Origin of the sequence: Agrobacterium salinitolerans, assembly GCF_002008225.1 — a bacterium.
GTDB lineage: Bacteria > Pseudomonadota > Alphaproteobacteria > Rhizobiales > Rhizobiaceae > Agrobacterium > Agrobacterium salinitolerans.
Genome location: NZ_MRDH01000005.1, coordinates 57,224 through 74,274, shown reverse-complemented (window position 1 = coordinate 74,274; position 17,051 = coordinate 57,224). Strand labels below are relative to the sequence as shown.

Genomic DNA, 17,051 nt, shown 5'->3' with positions numbered 1-17,051 from the left:
CAGGGAGGCGGTGAAGTCTGTCCTTGAGCCGACAGCGGGCCCACTTAACTTTTTATCCCCGGGTTGGGCGGCTTCCATCTCAGATTTGGTGCTGCGAAAATAGGCGGAAAACGCCTAAATAGTAATCATTCTATCTAATGCTTATTCATTCGGCAAAATAGGCTGATTTTTGTCCGAATCTGCTTCTTCTTTGTCCGTTAGTGAGACATCGGTCTCCTTGCAAGGAAGGCGCAATGCATCTGTAATCATTTTTATCACGACACCACACATGAAGCACCGGCGGTATTTCGGAGCCACTCCAGGGCGTTTGATTGCGGCTGTCAAGACATGCGCACTCTGTTCTCGGAGAACAACTAGTATGGAAAAGATCCCAGTCACCATTATCACTGGCTTCCTCGGTGCCGGAAAGACAACGCTCCTGAACAGGATCGTTCTGGGGGCAGAGGGACAGCGACTAGCGATCGTCGTAAATGAATACGGAGAGGTCGGTATTGACGGCCAACTTGTCGTTGAAACGAAGGATGAGGTGGTCGAACTTAACAATGGTTGCATCTGTTGTACTGTTCGTTCCGACCTAATAACTGCGCTCACTCGTCTCGTGTCGACAGCCGGCCCGCTCGATCGGATCGTCATCGAAACTTCTGGTCTGGCGGACCCCGCCCCGGTCATTCAGAGTTTCGTGCTTGAGGAGGAATTGAAGGCCCGGCTAAAGATCGACGCAATCGTCACCGTTGTCGATGCCTTGCACCTTCCACATCAGCTTTCGCAGGACGAGGCGGTCGAACAAATTGCGTTTGCCGACCTGCTGCTTTTAAACAAGTCCGATCTCGTCGATGGTGAAGGTCTGTCAGCGATAGAGCAACGTGTTCGCGCTCTTAACCCGCTGGCGAAGATCGTCCAGACGAAGGACTGCAGTATCGACCCACTCGAGGTGCTTGGCATCGACGCTTTCAACCTCAACAATATATTGGCGATCGACCCCAACATCCTCGAAGAGCACGATCACGAGCATGATGATGCGGTCGGATGCGTCGCAATCGTTGATGAGGGTCTGCTCGATCCTGCGCTCTTCAATGCGTGGCTGAACCGTCTCGTGCAGGAGATTGGTGCCGACCTCTTCCGAATGAAGGGCGTCCTGAGCTTTGCGAATGAGGCCCGCCGATACGTGTTTCACGGCGTCCACATGACACTGGAAGGACGGCCAGGGAAGCCTTGGAAGGCGACGGATGTCCGGAAAAGTGAACTCGTCTTCATCGGACGGCATCTGAATGAGGCCGCGCTCCGCTCCGGCTTTGAGGCATGCTTGGCAGCGCCACGCGCGCTTGCTTCGTGACCAGATCACTCCCTCTATTGAAAAGGAGAATTCCATGCCCCCACTTGTCGCATCGATGATCAGCCTGGGTGTCTTAGGTGCTGTTGACACCTACGTGACCGCTACCGTCTTTCCTGTTCCCGTGTGGGTCACCTTCATCGCCTGGGCTTCGTTCTTCGCCTGTGGTGGCGGGCAGCGGGGCCTCGTAAAGTCCGTGGTGTCGAACTGGGCTGGCATCATCATCGCCTCCATTACGCTGCTGCTCATCGGCTTTGCACCCGCCCATCCCCTGTTCGCCGCAATCCTCGTTGGCGCCGGAACCTCAACGATGATCCTGGTGTCTGCGATGCCAATCCTGAACTTCCCGCCCGCGATCGTCTTTGGCTTCGCGTCATTTGTGGGAACTACGGCCGCGACAGGTACCACGGTCACGACTTCCGGCCTGAACCATCCGACGCTGGTCGCGATGGCGGCGATGCTGCTCGGGGGCCTCTTCGGCCTCGTGTCCGAGATCGGCACCAACATCTTAGCCGCCAAGAAGACGGCAACGGCCTGACGCCAAATTCAACAGAGGACGACTGTAATGAAGCTTCAGCATTATCTTGGGGGTCTGGAAGGGCTTGGCCCTGTCAGCACCGAAACGCGTGTCTTTGTCGAGACATGGGAAACGAGGATTTTCGGCATCCACACGGCGATGATGGCACTCTCCTCGCAACTGCCCCTCCCCGCGACACCATCCGTGTTCTCGACCATCTGGACCTGGGCCGATCTGCGCAAGGGAGCTGAGTCTCTTAATCCCTTCGACTACTTCAAGTTCCGCTACTACGAGAAATGGCTTGGCGGGATCTCTGGCTACTTCATCGAGAACGGCTATATCACCGCCGAGGAACTCGACCAACTGACTGAGCAATATTACCGCGATCCGTCGATGGCGCTGCCAAGTGCCGGGGAAAAGGCTATCGACGACCGGGTCGTGCAATATTTGGTCGAGGGCGACAGCCCGAAGCGTGACGTCACGGTGAATTTTGCCTTCGAAGTCGGCGACGAAGTCTTGATCCGCAACGTTCCGAGCGTCGAGCACACCCGCCTCCCAGGCTTCCTGAGGGGCAAGAGCGGCACCATTGAGACTGTTTATGATGGCGCTTTCACATACCTCTGTGACACCGGGGGAGACGGCATCGGCGCCCCTATGCCCGTCTACTGCGTGCGTTTCGACCCAGACCACCTCTGGCCAGGAAACGCGGAGCCAAATTTCACGATCTACGCCGACCTCTACTCCCACTACATCGAAGCACCCGAAGCGGCGGTAGCTGTCAAGGCCGCCTGAATCCGGAGAACATCAATGACCGATAGATTTCAGTATCGCGAAGATCGTGAGGCATATAGCGCCGCTCGCGTCCGCGCCCTCGAAGCGCTCCTCATCAAAAAAGGAATCATTACCGACAGGACGGTCGATACCGTTCTCGAGTTCTTCGAAACGAAAATGGGACCCTTCAATGGCGCGAAGATCGTAGCACGCGCGTGGTTGGATCCCGCTTTCAAGGAAAGGCTCGTCGCCGACACGCCTCGCGCGATCGCCGAGCTTGATCTGCCGGATGGAATGGCGGGCGCGGAAGGTGAGCACATGCGGGCGGTCGCCAATGGCCCTGGTATTCACAACCTGATCATCTGCACGCTCTGCTCTTGCTATCCCTGGCCGGTCCTCGGTCTGCCTCCCTACTGGTACAAGGATCCGACATTCCGGAGCCGCGCTGCGCGCGAACCCCGTGCCGTTCTCAACGAATTCGGTCTTCCAGTCCCAAGCGATGTAGAGATCAAGGTTTGGGACTCGAGTGCCCAAATCCGCTGGTTCGTGATCCCAGAACGTCCGGAAGGCACGGAAGGCCTCACAGAAGCGGAACTGGAAGCGCTTGTCACGCCCGAGGCAATGATGGGCGTTGCTGTCGCGAAGGCCGCGTGAGGTGCGCATGCTGACGCAGTTTGAGCATTTCGCTGTCACCGAGATGATGGGGCAGTCAGACAGCCCTCCCCGTGCAAACGGAACACTCTGCTTCGGCTCGGAGTGGGAGCGGAAGTCCTTCGGGATGGCGCTTGCCCTCGCAAAGAACGGGTTCTTCGAGTGGGACGAGTTCCGTGACCAACTAATCGCAGCGATCGGTGCCTGGGAAAGAGACCACCCGGTCGACCGCTCGAGTTGGAACTACTACGACCAGTTCCTTTCGGCCTTGGAAAAGGCCATCGTGAAGGCGGGCGTCGTGGATGCAGAAGAGATTATGGCAGCGCTCGCGGCCTGATCTAGCACAACCAGACAATCACTGAAAGGCAACTCAAATGACCACTTCATCCGTCTTGGGATCCATTGCCCTGCTTTCGGGCACGTCGTCTCGTATTCTTCAGTCTGCATTCGCTGCCTTCATCGGGCTTGTGATCGTCGGCTTTGTCGGTTTTTCGCATCTCGAGGTCGTGCACAATGCGGCCCACGACACGCGTCACGCCAACGCGTTTCCGTGCCACTGAAGGAGAGGGCAATGTCTCTCTTCCGTTCAATCGTCTTCGCATCGGTGTTCGCCGGTGCCGTGGCTGGCGCTGCGATCACGGCGGTGCAGTTCGTAGGCACAAGCCGTCTGATTGCTCAGGCCGAGGTCTATGAGAAGGCTGGCGAAGGCCATCACCATTCGGAAGCGGATGAATCCGGCGAAGTCGCCTCGGCCCACCACGCTTCCGCACACGAAGAAGGTGGCTGGGAACCCGCCGATGGAATCGAGCGAACCACCTTCACGCTCGCTGCCAATATTCTGACCGCCGTCGGATACGCGCTCGTAATCATTTCGCTGATCGCGATGCGTGGCAAGCCCGTCACGTGGCGCGACGGTCTCGCGTGGGGCGTCGCGGCATTTGCCTGTGTGATGCTGGCTCCGATGCTCGGACTGCCGCCGGAACTTCCCGGTGCGCTGTCTGCACCGCTCAACGAGAGGCAGCTGTGGTGGGTCGCGACTGCACTCTGCACGGCGGTGTCGATCGCCCTGGTCGTGTTCAAACGAAAACCATGGGCACTGGTCGTTGCGCTTGCAATCTTCGCGGCTCCGCATCTGGTTGGCGCGCCCATCGCTCCGGAAGGGGCGCATGCCCTGGCACCTGAGGCGCTCGAGAGGAAGTTCATTGTGGCTGCTGTCATCACCAGCCTGGTGCTGTGGTCGATGATCGGCTCCCTGGGCGCAGCGGTCTTCAACCGCTTGGAAGCGCGTTGATCACCCTGGAATGGCGCGCCGACCTAGATGTCTTGCTTTTTGCTACCCCCGAAGGAAGCCGATGCTTCGTGCATAGGCTCTCCTTCCGCACACTCCTTGGAAAATCTCCGGTCCAGGATGACTGCCTGCGCTTCTTCAGGGAAAAAAGTTGGTCGTTTCTCGCTGCGGCCGAGACGCTCCTGATGAAGGGGCGGCTTTCTTTCCATCTAACCAGCAGGCATATCAAGCAGCAGATATCTTCCGGGACTGGCTCGCAACTTGCATGAGCTATTTTGTTGCAAAGGAGCGGACGATGCGCGTAGCTATACTTGCCCCACCTGGGGTTCAGTCACTTGACATTGTCGGGCCAGCAGAAGTTTTTTGGGAGGCGGCGCGCAGGCTTGGCGACATGAACGCCTATGACGTTCAGATCATATCTACGGGAGCGCCGTCTGTTTCTGGAACAGGGCAGCTCCGCTTCCTGGCCGACCGAACTATCTTGGACGACGACGAGCCCATCGACACTCTGCTCGTCGCCGGGGATCCGTCGTTTCTGGAAATAGATCCCGCCGTGATCGCATGGCTCCAGCGCCGGGTGCCAACGGTTAAGCGGTTCGGATCGATATGTACGGGTGTGTTTCTCCTCGCCGCCGCGGGCCTTTTGGACGGGAAGAAAGTGACGACACATTGGGAATGCGCGTCGAAATTTTCTAGGGATTTTCCAGATATCGACCTCGCTCCCGACTCCATATACATTCGGGACGGTACGCTCATCACCGCTGCAGGGGTGACATCCGGCATCGATCTAGCGCTTTCACTTGTTGAAGAGGACCATGGCCGCGATATTGCGATGATCGTTGCGCGTTACATGGTTGTGTTCCTCAAGCGTCCTGGTGGACAGTCGCAGTTTAGTGCCCATCTTGTTGGCCAAATGTCCGAGACGACAGTGATTCAGCGTGTTCAGGAGTATGTGCTAGCCAACCTTTCCGCGGACCTCAGTGTCGAGGAACTCGCTGACCGCAGCGGGATGAGTTTGCGGAACTTCGCCCGCGTTTTTCGCAAGGAAATAGGCATCACCCCAGCCGATTTCGTTCAGGCAGCGCGAACGGATGCAGCAAGGCGGCTACTTGAGGACACGCTCCAGCCGCTCCAGCGAATAGCAATCGCGAGCGGATTCACTGATCTCAACGCGATGCGGCGCGCCTTCGCAAAGACAATCGGTGTCAGTCCCAATGAATATCGAGCGCGCTTTCAAAGTGGACCATCGAATCCCTCCAACTTACCTTTTAAGACAGCTATACGTGAAGCTCAGGATCAACCTTACAATCCCCGCGGGCGTTAAGTTTGGCAGCAAGCATGCTTCATAACGCACACGCCTAAGCTTTTTTTGATAGGAGCGGCAATTTGGTGAGACGAGAGCTGGCTCGGTTAGTCTGAACAGTTTCGGGCGTTTCGCTAAGTGGATTTCCCCCTCGATTATGCCCGCCACCGTCATTGGTGCTAGCGCGTTGAAGTCGGCCTGGTCTGGCGAATAAGGGAGTCGACTATTGTTAAAGGTCAGATTGTTGATTGCCACTGAGAACTGACCCGGCGTTGGAGTGAACCCCTCGTGCTGGACCATCGAACCGCTTCAAACTAAGCCACCTGCTGGGCGAGTTGAGTTTCGAATTCTACTGGCGATAAATAGCCAAGGGCTGAATGCAGCCGTTTGGCATTGTAAATCTGCTCGATGAACCTGGGCAAGTGTTCGGCCACGTTAGCGAATGTCTCGTAGCCTGCGGGGTAGATTTCCTCCACTTTCAGGGTCTTCATGAAGCTTTCTGTCTGCGCATTGTGATAAGGGTTGCCGACGGGGCTCATGGATCCCTGTAGACCTGTCGCATCGAGCGCTCGTCGATAGGTCTCACTTGCGTATTGGCATCCGCGGTCCGTGTGGTGAATGCAGCCGGGTGGAGGCTTTCTGTTCTCGAGCGCCGACCGCAACGCTGCCAATGCCAGCGGCGTATCCAGGCGTTTTGACAGGCCATAGCCGATGACTTTCCGGCTGCAGGCGTCAAGAATGACAGCGAGATAGCAGAAGCCCAGCGGCGATGCGGATGTACGTGAAGTCGGCCACCCAGACCATATCGGGCCGCGCCGGGATCACATTGCGATAAAGGTTCGCGTAGATCGGCGAATCGTGGTTGCTATCCGTCGTGCGAACATACCGCTTGCGAGGCTTGATCCCGAGGCATTGGCCCGCATGACGCGGGCGACACGCTTGTGATTGACGATGTGGCCTCTTCGCTGAAGCTCGTATGTTACGCGTCGGTATCCATAGCAAGGCAGCTCGTCCTGGATGTACTCTATGATTATAATGAGCTCGCTGTCGCCGAGATTTAAAGCTTTTGCCGTTGATTGGTAATAGTAAGTGCTCCTCGGGAGATCGATCATTTTGCACCCCCGTCTGACAGAGCAGGCCGGGGACCGGTGATGATGGAGGAGCTCCCGCTGTCGCCGGCGATCAACTGGCGCGGTGTTTTTTTAACCAGGTCCAGCTCCATGGTGAGCTGGCCGACCTCGCGTTCAAGCGCCGCAATGTGGGCCTCGTACTCGGCAATGACGCTGGCCTCAGCCTGCTCATCGTTCAGATCGCCGCGATCGAACTGCGTCAGCCACAATTGTATGAGGTTTGCCGAAACGCCGTATGTCCGCTGTGCGTCGCGCCGTCCGATGACGCCGTTTCGGAAATCCTGGCAAAGCTGCAACTTGAACGGCATCGAATGCCGGCGATAAGGACTTCGGGACTTCATGAGCCTTCTCCGATTGAGGCCCGCAGAGTGTATCAGTTTTGCTGGGTCCTGTGGTCCAGCCCGAGGGGTTCACTCAAACGCCGGGTCAGTTGTCAGTGGCAATCAACACTTTACGGGGTACCGGACATGAGACTCATCTCGATGACACAGTATCTCGACATGCTGAGCACGATCGCAGGGAAGTCGTGACTGCCGATCGTCGCCGACATTGATACAGGCTACAGCAACGCGATCAATGTCATTCATGCCATCCGGGAGTACGAGAGGGTCGGCGCTTCGGCCGTGGTCATCGAGGACAAGACGTTTCCCAAAGTCACCAGCCTTGAGGCGGATGGTCGCCAAGAGCTCCTGCGTCTCGAGGAATTCCAGGGAAAGATCGAGGCGGCCACCAACACCCGCACCGATCCCAACTTCCTGGTCATTGCCTGTACCGAGGCCCTCATCGCCGGCCTCGGAGAGGAAGACGCTCTCGCGCGCGCCCATGCCTATGTCGAAGCCGGCGCCGACATGATCCTCGTCCACTCCAAAAAGAAAGACCCTTCCGAGATCGAAAGTTTCGCGCGTGGGTGGAAAAGCGATGTACCGCTCACCTTCGTGCTGAACGCTTATCCTGAGCTCGATGCATCGCGCATCAAGGCACTCGGCAATTTTCGCATGGTCATCTACGGCAATTATGGTGTGCGTGCCGCCACGACCGCCATGCAGGAAACGTTCCGCCGGATTGTGGGCGACGGAGGCGTCCAGAACGGCCACAAAGACATCGTTGCCGTTGAAGAATTATTCCGTCTGCAGGGAATGGAACGGACAAAGGCCGACGAAAAGCAATTCCTTAAGTAATTTGCAAAAGTTGGTCGAAGCTGCCTTGTCGCGCGTTAGATGGAGATTAGTCTTTATGACGTCGAAGCCAATCGGTACCGCAGCTTCAAATCCCACATTCCATATGAACCATGACGAACGCAAGGCTCTTATCCGTGCGAAAATCGACCAGACTGTTCGCGCAAGCCTTGCGGTCTCGAGCGCCTTTTTTAGTGAGCCAATTTCAGTCATTCCTTCCATGCCGGCGGGTGCCAAGCATCCGTCGGGCCGGTGATACGGTTCGCTCTGGCGAACCTTTCAGTGATTGTCGCTCTCCTTTTTTTGCTTCGCAGTCTGCAATGTGTGGTGCTCGAGACAAGCGTAGCGATAATTGTCATTTCAACGTGTCGACGCAGGCTTTGCGATAATCGGCCTCCGAAATCGTCGAAACCACTCTCCTCTTTCATCTGCTTATGTGCTTGCTGGCATACCCATCTCGCCTTATACCGACCGACCCGGCCATTCGCCCGACCATCACGGGTTGAAATGACGATGCCGCAATAAGGATTAAGGCGAGCTTTCAATCGAAATCGTCTCGCAATCCGCTGGTCCGAAACGCTAAAGTCTGTCCGGGTAATAGACAGACTTTGAGTGTCTTTGTTTACGGGGTTGCTTAGGAAGCCGGGTTGCCACTTTTTCGTAACAAACTCTGGTTGGCAGCATGTGGTACCGGCTGAAGCGGACTACGACATCAAAGTGACGCCGCGGCTTTGCCACGCTAGGACAGCTTCAGTACCGCACCGCCGTAAGGCCTCAGTTTGATCTCGTTGGCGGTCTGTTCTCCATCCAGCAGGATTGATTTACCGTGCGGCAACTTTGGGACGCAGACGGCGTGTTCAGTGGTGTTGATGACGAACAGGAACCTGCCCGCCTTGTCTTCTCGCATAGAGACCTCAACGCCTGACGGCAGATCCTGAACCAAGGGCTCTACCTCGGCCATCGGAAAAATCCTGTCGCAGACAGCTGACACGAGCTCTTCAGTCAAATAGGTGCCGACATAAACCGCACGGCCCCGCCCTACATCCCGAGATGTGATGGAGGGCTCGCCCGCTACGAAACGGCTGGACCAGGTGCCTATGACTTGTGTGCCCTCCTGAATACTCAGTCTCTCGTAGAAATATCCAGCACTCACCGTTTTGTTGCCGATCGTCACGGTATGTACCCTTTCGGCCGAAGTGGCTGGGTGGCGAGTACGGAGCCGCGTGGAAACGTGTCGATCATCGTAGGCCGAGAGGCCATCATCGCCAGGAGCCGGCAGGCGGCCAATCTCTTCTACCTTAACGCCACAAAGGTCACCAACACCAAATCCGGGAGCTGTCTCCCGCAAAACGTGGTTGTTCTCGTCACGCGTGGCCGACAACGCCGTGAAGACGACAGTGCCTCCCTTCTGAGCGTATTCGGCAATCTTCTTGGTCCATTCAGCCTGCCACATGACCCAATGGGGAACGATGAGAACCTTCAGCCGCTCGATATCGTCGTCGGGATGCACGAAGCCGCATGCAATTCCCTGCTGATAGCAGTGCTTATAGATACGGATCGCTTCGTCCTGAGGGCTTGGAAGCCCCATGGGATAGGTGCGGTGGGCTTCTTGGTTGTCGAAATCCCCACCAGCTATGCCGACATCGATCCTGACGTGGGTCCCGAGAATGTGATTCTCGATGGAGATCAGATCGCGCGCGAACTCCGCCGCCTCGTTGTAGCGACGACGCGGGACATCGTCGTGATCGATGATGCCCATCCAGTAAATCTCTGCGCCAAAGTGAGCCGCTCGCCATCTGAAAAAGATGATGCCGTCGGCACCCCGAGCCACTGAGCTCAGAGCCATACGGCGCATCTCTCCCGGCTCGGGCGCGACGGTTGCCACGAGCGATTGGGCTCCGAAGCCCACCTGTTGTTCTGGCACAATGAAATTACCAGAAAATCCGCGGAACATGTCGAGTGATAGCGCTTGGGACAAGGCCGCGGAACCGATTCGCTGTCCTTCATCAAGCAAGAACGGATAGACGTCGTATCCCATGAAATCAAGCTCCCGGGAGAAGTCCCCTCGGAAGTCGATATCGTTCAGTCGCCCGAGATTATGAAATACGAACCACGATGCATTTGCCTTCCGGATAATCTCGATCTGATCGAGTTGGAATCGTGCCGTCGCATGCGCCAGGAACCGATGGTAGTCTTGGATATGTCCCGGACCGGGACTCACCGGAAGCTCGTGAATGGGGAACACGACCTGGTCGAAACTATCGAAGGCCGTTGCCCAGAAATCGCCTCCCCATGCGTGATTAAGCTTTTCGATCGTGCCATAGCGTTGTTCTAGGTAGACCTTAAATTCGCGCAAGGCGCCCTCGGAATAAGTGAGCGAGGTTGATGTGTTAAGCTCATTATCAGTCTGCCAACCAATGACATTCGGGTTGTTTGCATAGTGGCGCGCCATCGCTTCGGAGATTCGCTTGCTGTGAAGGCGGTAGACCGGACTTGTGGTGTCAGCGTGTTGCCGCGAGCCGTGACTGGCGGGTCTTCCCTTCTCATCCACACGCAGAACCTCGGGGTATCGGTGCGTGAGCCAGCGCGGTGGCGTTGCCGTTGGCGTGCACATGATGGTGGAGATGCCGTGGCGTGCTAGCACGGCTATAGCATCGTCAAACAGAGAGAAATCGAACTCACCTTCGCGCGGTTCGAGAATATGCCACGCGAATTCGGCAAGACGAGCAACACGAAACCCCGCATTGGCCATTCGTTCTGCGTCACGCTCCCAGTAGGAGCGATCAACGTGCTCGGGATAATGTGCCGACCCTATCAGAAACTGTTTCAATCTGGTTGCACGCCAGGCAGACGGCGCGCGCGATGGTGCAATGCTCATGGTGAACTCACAATCTTTATCAATGAACGGGAGGAAACGGACGATCAGCCGATCGTGCGTCCGTTTCCATGGTCGAAGAGATGGCAGCGATCGGGCTCGAAGCCGACAATCAACTGCGTTCCGGGCGTGTAGGTAGTGGCGGCATCAAGATGGAGTGCCACATTGCCGGTCCCCGTATCGGAATCCGTCGTGACGAGCGGCCGGGCATCCAAATAAACGATCGTTTCGCGCCCCAGCGCTTCGATCATTGTTACAGCCCCCCCAAAACTTGCTGCTGTTGGGGACGGATTCAGATGCAGAGCTTCAGGCCGAACTCCAATCGTGACTGGCCCTACCTGGAGATCGGCAGACTCGATGCGCTTCTCGAACGGCGCAGCATCTTGCATCCCGATTAGCGCGCTCCCCTGCCGAACTTCCAAAATCTGCCCCTCGAAAAAATTGATACGAGGCGAGCCCAAGAACCCGGCGACGAAACGATTGCGGGGGCGTTCATAAAGTTCCGTCGGAGGACCGATCTGTTCGACTTGACCGCGATTAAGAACGACGATCCGGTCTGCCAGCGTCATCGCTTCCACCTGATCGTGGGTCACATAGATGATGGTCGAATTCAGTTGCTTGTGGAGTTGCGCCAACTCGACCCGCATCTGTGTCCTGAGCGCGGCATCCAGGTTGGACAGTGGCTCGTCGAACAGGAAGACCTCGGGCGATCTGGTGATAGCCCTGCCGATCGCCACACGCTGGCGCTGGCCACCCGACAATTGTCTCGGAAGCTTATTTAGCTGTTCTGTGAGCCTAAGGATTTGCGCCGCCTTGCGAACAGCCTCGGCGATCTCGGTCTTCGGCCGCTTGGCCATTCGAAGGCCAAAACCCATGTTCTCCGCAACCGTCATATGCGGATAAAGCGCATATGACTGGAACACCATTGCAATGCCCCGCGAGCCCGGATCGGCCTTCGTAACGTTGCGTCCGCCGATATGGATCGTACCATGCGTGAGGTCTTCGAGGCCAGATATGATCTTCAGCAAGGTTGACTTGCCACAGCCGGAAGGACCGACAATGACGATGAACTCTCCCTTCTCTACCGAGAGATTTACGTCGGCCAGCGCCGAATAGCTTCCGTAGCTCTTTCCGATGCTGTGAAGGGCTAGGCTTTTCATGTATGGCTCCAAACTCATTAGATTTAGCCCTTCACTGCGCCTTGGGTCAGGCCCACGATGAAATGGCGTTGCATCAGCAAGAACATGATGACGGGAGGGAGTGCGACCACGATAGTGCCCGCCGAAATCAGGTTCCACTCGGCGGCGAACTCGCCTTTCAAACTCGCCAGGCCGGCGGTCACTGGCTTCACGCTGTCATCGACTGTCAGGACAAGAGCCCAGAAATAGTCGTTCCAGATAAACGTAAACAGCAGGATCGAAAGAGCAGCCAGGCCAGGCCGCACGAGCGGAAGAACGATGTGCCAGAGGATTTGCTGAGTGGACGCACCCTCGGACCCCGCGGCGTCAAACAGTTCATCAGGGAGAGCCGCGATGAAGTTTCGCATGAAGAGCGTTGCAAATCCCGTCTGAAATGCGACGTGGAAAATGATCAATGCGAGGTAGGTATCGTAGACCCCGAGCTGGAGCATGAGATCACGAACCGGGATCATTAATATTTGCGCTGGCAGGAAGTTACCAGCTACGAAGACTGCGAAGAGCGCAGTGTTCCCCGGGAATCTGAACCGCGATAATACGTATCCGGCGCAAAGTGACAATCCGCATACAATGACTACCGAGGGAATTGTAATGATTGCGCTGTTCAAGAAATAGCGTAGCATTTTGCTCCTCGCGAAAACTGCCGCATAGTTCTCAAACATCACAAATTGGCTGGGCCAACCCCACAAGTTTCCAAGGGAAATATCTTCATGGGGACGTAGTGACGTCATGATGATGGCGGCCAGAGGCGCGAGCCATATCGTGACGATCAAGGCCGTACCCAGCATATAAGTGAACCGCTGGGATTTGGCGCCCACGGGTATTGGAAGTGGGTACATCAAGAAGTCCTTTCCGAACGCAGCACCTTGAAAAGATACCAGGCGATAAAAATTCCGGTGATCGCCATCAAGACGACTGCGAGCGCCGCGCCGTATCCGAAACGATATGAGAAGATGGACTGCTCGTACATCTGGAAGGCAAGGGTCGTCGATGAGCCAAATGGTCCGCCAGCCGTCATCACCGCAATGAGATCGAATGAACGGAGAGCGCTGATGGCTGTGAGCGCGACGGCAATCACGGCAATAGGCGCCAGTTGCGGCAGGATCACATGCCAAAGCATCTGCCAGCCCTTGGCACCATCGACACGGCCAGCGCCAATGAGGTCGCCGTTCAATCCCGAAAGCGCAGCCAGGAAAAGTACCAGGTTGAGGGAAACTTGTATCCAGAGCGCTGCGCCGACAACGGCATAGGTCACTAGATCCGGATGAGACAAGACCGCGGGCACCTCAATGCCGAACCATGAGCCGGCAATTGGCAGCAACCCGAAATTGGGCGTGTAAAACCACGTGAAGACGACACCTACGGTCACGCTCGAGAGAACTTTCGGCATGAACAGGAGTGATTTCATCACCCTCATGCCTGAGATGTCCTGATTGACCAGCAGCGCGAATGCAAGCCCAAGGGGAATCGACAGCATGGAGACTGCAATCCAGATCGCGTTGTTTTTCACAGAAACGTAAAACTGCGGATCGCCTGCTAATTCTTCATAGTTGGCAATGCCGATCCACGACATCGCCCCCAACCCGTCCCAGTCGTGAAAACTGATCCAGAAGCTCTCTAGAGCAGATACTATGATGACGATACCGAATAGGGTAATCGAGGGGAGTATGAGAAGGGCGGGAACTACCCACTTCCGATAATGTCTGATCATTTTGATAAACCTGAAAACTGAGATTGGAGGTCGATTTCGACTTGCGGACCGCACCGTAGGCACAGTCTCGCTACTCCTCGAATTTGATGCCGCGACGAGCGAGGCAACGTCCAACCACAGTTTACTTGAAAACCCGCTGACGGGTCTGTTCGATACGCTCGAGGATGGTTTGCTTGCGGTCGGGGTAGGTCAAGAACTCTTGGAAACCCTTCATCGCAACCTGCGCAAGATCAGGATTGGTGTCGCGATCGAAATACTGTGCCGTACCGGCCACTCCGGCAATCGTTTTTAGCTGACGGTTCAGCATCTCATTAGAGCTCGGCGGAAGATCCGATCGAGCCGGAATAAAGTTTCTCGCTCCGCTATAAAGCGCGAAAACCGCAGGCTGGTAGAAATAGGTCAGGAATTCACGTGCCTCCTCCTTATTCTTAGCCTTCGACGGTATATGTATCGAGTCGACGAAAAAGTCCTCAAACGTTGGAATGTCGGCGATCTTGGGGAACGGGAAGTAGTTGAGGTTTTTGCGCTGGTCGACCGGGACCTCGCGATCAACGAAACTTCCGATTGTCATGAAACCCGCCTCGCCCCGGCTTAGGAAGGCAGCAGCTTCGGAATAGCTGTAGGACGTGTTGTCCTTGAGATACGCGCCTTTGCGGACGAGCTCTTCCCAGCGATCGAAAACGGAGAGGACTGCCTTGTCGAGATAGCTCACCTTGCCGTCCATTAACGACATATGGAAGTCCAGGCCATTGGTCCTGAGGTTGAGCGAGTCAAACATGCCAGCGACGGGCCACAGCTCCTTTGAGCCCACAGCAATGGGAGCCAGACCAGCTGACTTCGCAGATTCTATGTAGGTCAAAAGCTCGTCCCAATCCTTGGGGACTTTCAGGCCATGCTTCGCGAAGACATCTTCAAGATAAAAATTAGCCAGAAGGCGACCACCGAGAGGCAGACCAAACTGGCGACCTTCTACGGTAACGGCACGAATCTGGTTTCCGACGACGTTACCATAGCCGTTCATTTCGAAGAGACCCGACAGGTCCTCGAACAAACCGCGCCCGACGAAGTAACGCATACGCTCGCCCGAATACCAGAAACAGAGGTCTGGCGGCGACGTTATCAGGTAACTGCGGATAGCAGTCTTGTGACCCTCAACGTCCATGTAGTTCAGTGAAACCTTGACGCCGGTGGCAGCGGCAAAATCTTCCGTGATTTTCTTGAAGACTTCCCGGGCGGTGGGATTCCCATCGTTACCGATGATGGTCAACTCGCGGGTTGATGCGATTGCCGGAACTCCCAATCCAGACGTCATTGCTACCGCGCCAACCCCTACGGTCGTCTTCAGCACCGATCTGCGGGTCACCAAATTCAATGGATGCATAGTTTCCTCCCAAATGAGCAACCATTATTTTCAGTGTGAAAATAAATCCAAACATAATTGTTGTCAACGCCCATCTTCGCGGACGAATATCAGCGATAACACAACGTTTTAATTCGAAAATGCAGCTACTTGCGATGCACCCGACGTGAACGAGTCATTGCCAGTTCCCCGAGCCGGCTGATAAAGTCGGCACGCCTCCTTGTTCTGTCTGAATTGGCGGCTGGAGCGTCGTTAAATCGAGGACAGCCTTAACCCCCCCGAGCATAACAGCCTGTAGTCCGAGTTTGCTGAGCGCGATCTTTGGTGTGACGAATACATCGCCCCCTAGCCTGTCGTTGAGGACATCAACCACCAGATTGCCCCCTCGTGTAATTTGCCCTGAGACGATAATGGCTGATGGGTTCAAGAGGGCCGATGAGCTGGCAGCAGCGGTGGTCGTGTAGTGGAGGAGCTCACGCACGATGTCGAGCCCATCTTTTTTGTTCGACCCGTATTCGAAGTCCTCGATCCCGATTTCGCCGCGTGAGTAGCGGGAATTCGCTACCTCTAAGGCCTCGAATGCCGTCCGGGGCAAACCCTCACCGTAACGCAATGATTTCATGTCGCCGAGGAGAGGAAGTCGGGGACCGCCCAGGCGGGGATTGTCGGCAAACCATTTCAATTCGCCCGCCGCGTCGGTGCTACCTCGGTAGATGTTGCCGTTCACCATCAAACCTGCGCTCGTACCAGGCCCGATGGACAAGCGGACGAGAATATCAACGTGAGGAAATCGTCCATAAGTCCACTCACCGAGAACACCAAGAATATGGTCACTTTCAACGAGAGACGGCTCCTCAAATGCTTGCTGAACGATTTTGCCGAGTTCAAGCGACTTCCAATCGAGAGCTGCGCCCGTGAGGACGACCGTGCCGGCTGGCCTTCGCACCATGGATTGAACAGCGACGCTAATGCCACGGATCGTTTTCACATTCGGGCGAACGTTCGAGATCAGGGTTCGGATGAGCTGAAGCAATAGGGTTTTGTTCTCGTCACCATTTCGACAAGTACCGACTACGAGCTCTTCAATGACACGGCCCGACAAATCCGTCACCATGCCGTACAAACCGGACATGTGAGCATAAACGCTGACGACAGCATGTCCTTCGGACTTGAAGCGCACGACGCTTGCTGGCCGCCCAACTGAGGAGGTTTCTCTACCGACATATTCGATGAAATCCTCATCGACTAGGTCGGCGAGGACGCGAACGACTGTCGGCAGACTGATATTGAGTGCACTCGCTACCAAGGACGGTGTGGCCTGCTCGTTCCGGCGCATGTATTCCAGCACCAGATATCGGTGCCGACGACGCGACAGGCTGTTGGTTTGCCGCGTGACAGTATCTTGCATATTCCATCCCGATCGCTAACACGAACTCCGTGCTCGACCTCAATCTACTTGATCGCTCGCCTCAGACAAGGTTGAACGCTCATTACAGTACGCCGGAGAGCTCGGATGTTCCTCAGAGCGTCATCCGGCACGACAGCGCTTCACGCGTATCCTACGCTGTCGTCAACCGTGTCGGTTATAACTTTAACACCGTCAACTGTTCGAGCAAGACCTGACCGCTTAAAAGGATGGGGCTGTCGCGAACCGCGCTCGCGGCTGCAAAACGTTGGACCTGGGCGCTCCAACCAAGTAGTTCCTAGGCGGCCGGGCAGTGAACGTTTCAATTTGCTAAGGGTC

At 56.0% G+C, this 17,051-nt stretch carries 18 protein-coding genes; 9 read left to right on the top strand and 9 right to left on the bottom strand.

Annotated features, from left to right (window positions below; genetic code table 11):
- The first annotated feature begins 358 nt into the window (after nucleotides 1–358).
- From BS627_RS03125 to BS627_RS03085, 8 genes are all read left to right on the top strand, one after another.
- On the top strand, nucleotides 359–1,333 hold the full coding sequence (locus BS627_RS03125) for a CobW family GTP-binding protein (protein WP_077981837.1): 975 nt from the start codon (nucleotides 359–361) through the stop codon (nucleotides 1,331–1,333).
- A 34-nt stretch (nucleotides 1,334–1,367) separates the two neighbouring features.
- Nucleotides 1,368–1,868: a DUF1097 domain-containing protein gene (locus BS627_RS03120; RefSeq protein ID WP_077981836.1), complete on the top strand. Its 501-nt coding sequence runs from the start codon at nucleotides 1,368–1,370 to the stop codon at nucleotides 1,866–1,868.
- Between the two features lie 27 nt (nucleotides 1,869–1,895).
- Nucleotides 1,896–2,639 carry a nitrile hydratase subunit beta gene (nthB, locus tag BS627_RS03115; RefSeq protein WP_077981835.1) on the top strand — a complete coding sequence of 248 codons (744 nt, stop codon included), beginning with the start codon at nucleotides 1,896–1,898 and terminating at the stop codon, nucleotides 2,637–2,639.
- 15 nt (nucleotides 2,640–2,654) lie between these two features.
- The gene (gene nthA, locus BS627_RS03110) at nucleotides 2,655–3,272 is read left to right on the top strand and encodes a nitrile hydratase subunit alpha (protein ID WP_022557409.1); all 618 of its coding nucleotides are present in this window, start codon (nucleotides 2,655–2,657) and stop codon (nucleotides 3,270–3,272) included.
- 7 nt (nucleotides 3,273–3,279) lie between these two features.
- Complete coding sequence (locus tag BS627_RS03105) at nucleotides 3,280–3,606, top strand: nitrile hydratase accessory protein (protein ID WP_077981834.1); 327 nt, start codon at nucleotides 3,280–3,282, stop codon at nucleotides 3,604–3,606.
- A 37-nt stretch (nucleotides 3,607–3,643) separates the two neighbouring features.
- Entirely contained in the window at nucleotides 3,644–3,829 is a 186-nt protein-coding gene (locus BS627_RS03100; protein WP_077981833.1) for a CbtB domain-containing protein, read from the top strand.
- A gap of 11 nt (nucleotides 3,830–3,840) precedes the next feature.
- Complete coding sequence (locus BS627_RS03095) at nucleotides 3,841–4,560, top strand: CbtA family protein (RefSeq protein WP_077981832.1); 720 nt, start codon at nucleotides 3,841–3,843, stop codon at nucleotides 4,558–4,560.
- Between the two features lie 292 nt (nucleotides 4,561–4,852).
- Entirely contained in the window at nucleotides 4,853–5,881 is a 1,029-nt protein-coding gene (locus tag BS627_RS03085; protein ID WP_077981990.1) for a GlxA family transcriptional regulator, read from the top strand.
- A gap of 293 nt (nucleotides 5,882–6,174) precedes the next feature.
- Here BS627_RS03085 and BS627_RS23850 read toward each other — a convergent pair whose 3' ends face one another.
- Genes BS627_RS23850 through BS627_RS03075 form a run of 3 tightly spaced genes read right to left on the bottom strand, consistent with a single transcriptional unit; the run spans nucleotide 6,175 to nucleotide 7,331 of the window.
- Entirely contained in the window at nucleotides 6,175–6,624 is a 450-nt protein-coding gene (locus BS627_RS23850; RefSeq protein WP_276327069.1) for an IS3 family transposase, read from the bottom strand.
- A 57-nt stretch (nucleotides 6,625–6,681) separates the two neighbouring features.
- Nucleotides 6,682–6,972, bottom strand: a complete 291-nt coding sequence (locus BS627_RS25040) for an IS3 family transposase (protein WP_089153207.1) — start codon at nucleotides 6,970–6,972, stop codon at nucleotides 6,682–6,684.
- Nucleotides 6,969–7,331 (bottom strand): transposase, encoded by a 363-nt coding sequence (locus BS627_RS03075; RefSeq protein ID WP_077981830.1) that lies wholly within the window; start codon nucleotides 7,329–7,331, stop codon nucleotides 6,969–6,971. The genes BS627_RS25040 and BS627_RS03075 overlap by 4 nt, the downstream gene beginning before the upstream one ends.
- 189 nt (nucleotides 7,332–7,520) lie before the next feature.
- Here BS627_RS03075 and BS627_RS03070 point away from each other — a divergent pair, with 189 nt between their 5' ends.
- Nucleotides 7,521–8,168: an isocitrate lyase/phosphoenolpyruvate mutase family protein gene (locus BS627_RS03070; protein ID WP_338065688.1), complete on the top strand. Its 648-nt coding sequence runs from the start codon at nucleotides 7,521–7,523 to the stop codon at nucleotides 8,166–8,168.
- A 736-nt stretch (nucleotides 8,169–8,904) separates the two neighbouring features.
- Here the strand turns inward: BS627_RS03070 and BS627_RS03065 are convergent.
- The 6 genes from BS627_RS03065 to BS627_RS03040 form a co-directional block, all read right to left on the bottom strand.
- Nucleotides 8,905–11,043: a beta-galactosidase gene (locus tag BS627_RS03065; protein WP_077981829.1), complete on the bottom strand. Its 2,139-nt coding sequence runs from the start codon at nucleotides 11,041–11,043 to the stop codon at nucleotides 8,905–8,907.
- 44 nt (nucleotides 11,044–11,087) lie between these two features.
- Nucleotides 11,088–12,200: an ABC transporter ATP-binding protein gene (locus BS627_RS03060; RefSeq protein ID WP_077981828.1), complete on the bottom strand. Its 1,113-nt coding sequence runs from the start codon at nucleotides 12,198–12,200 to the stop codon at nucleotides 11,088–11,090.
- 23 nt (nucleotides 12,201–12,223) lie between these two features.
- On the bottom strand, nucleotides 12,224–13,075 hold the full coding sequence (locus BS627_RS03055; RefSeq protein WP_077981827.1) for a carbohydrate ABC transporter permease: 852 nt from the start codon (nucleotides 13,073–13,075) through the stop codon (nucleotides 12,224–12,226).
- Complete coding sequence (locus BS627_RS03050; protein ID WP_077981826.1) at nucleotides 13,075–13,947, bottom strand: carbohydrate ABC transporter permease; 873 nt, start codon at nucleotides 13,945–13,947, stop codon at nucleotides 13,075–13,077. The genes BS627_RS03055 and BS627_RS03050 overlap by 1 nt, the downstream gene beginning before the upstream one ends.
- 121 nt (nucleotides 13,948–14,068) lie before the next feature.
- A complete protein-coding gene (locus BS627_RS03045) occupies nucleotides 14,069–15,328 on the bottom strand; it encodes an ABC transporter substrate-binding protein (RefSeq protein ID WP_131829396.1) in 1,260 nt (419 codons plus the stop codon).
- Nucleotides 15,329–15,482: 154 nt separating this feature from the next.
- Entirely contained in the window at nucleotides 15,483–16,715 is a 1,233-nt protein-coding gene (locus tag BS627_RS03040) for an ROK family transcriptional regulator (protein WP_077981824.1), read from the bottom strand.
- Between the last annotated feature and the right edge of the window lie 336 nt (nucleotides 16,716–17,051).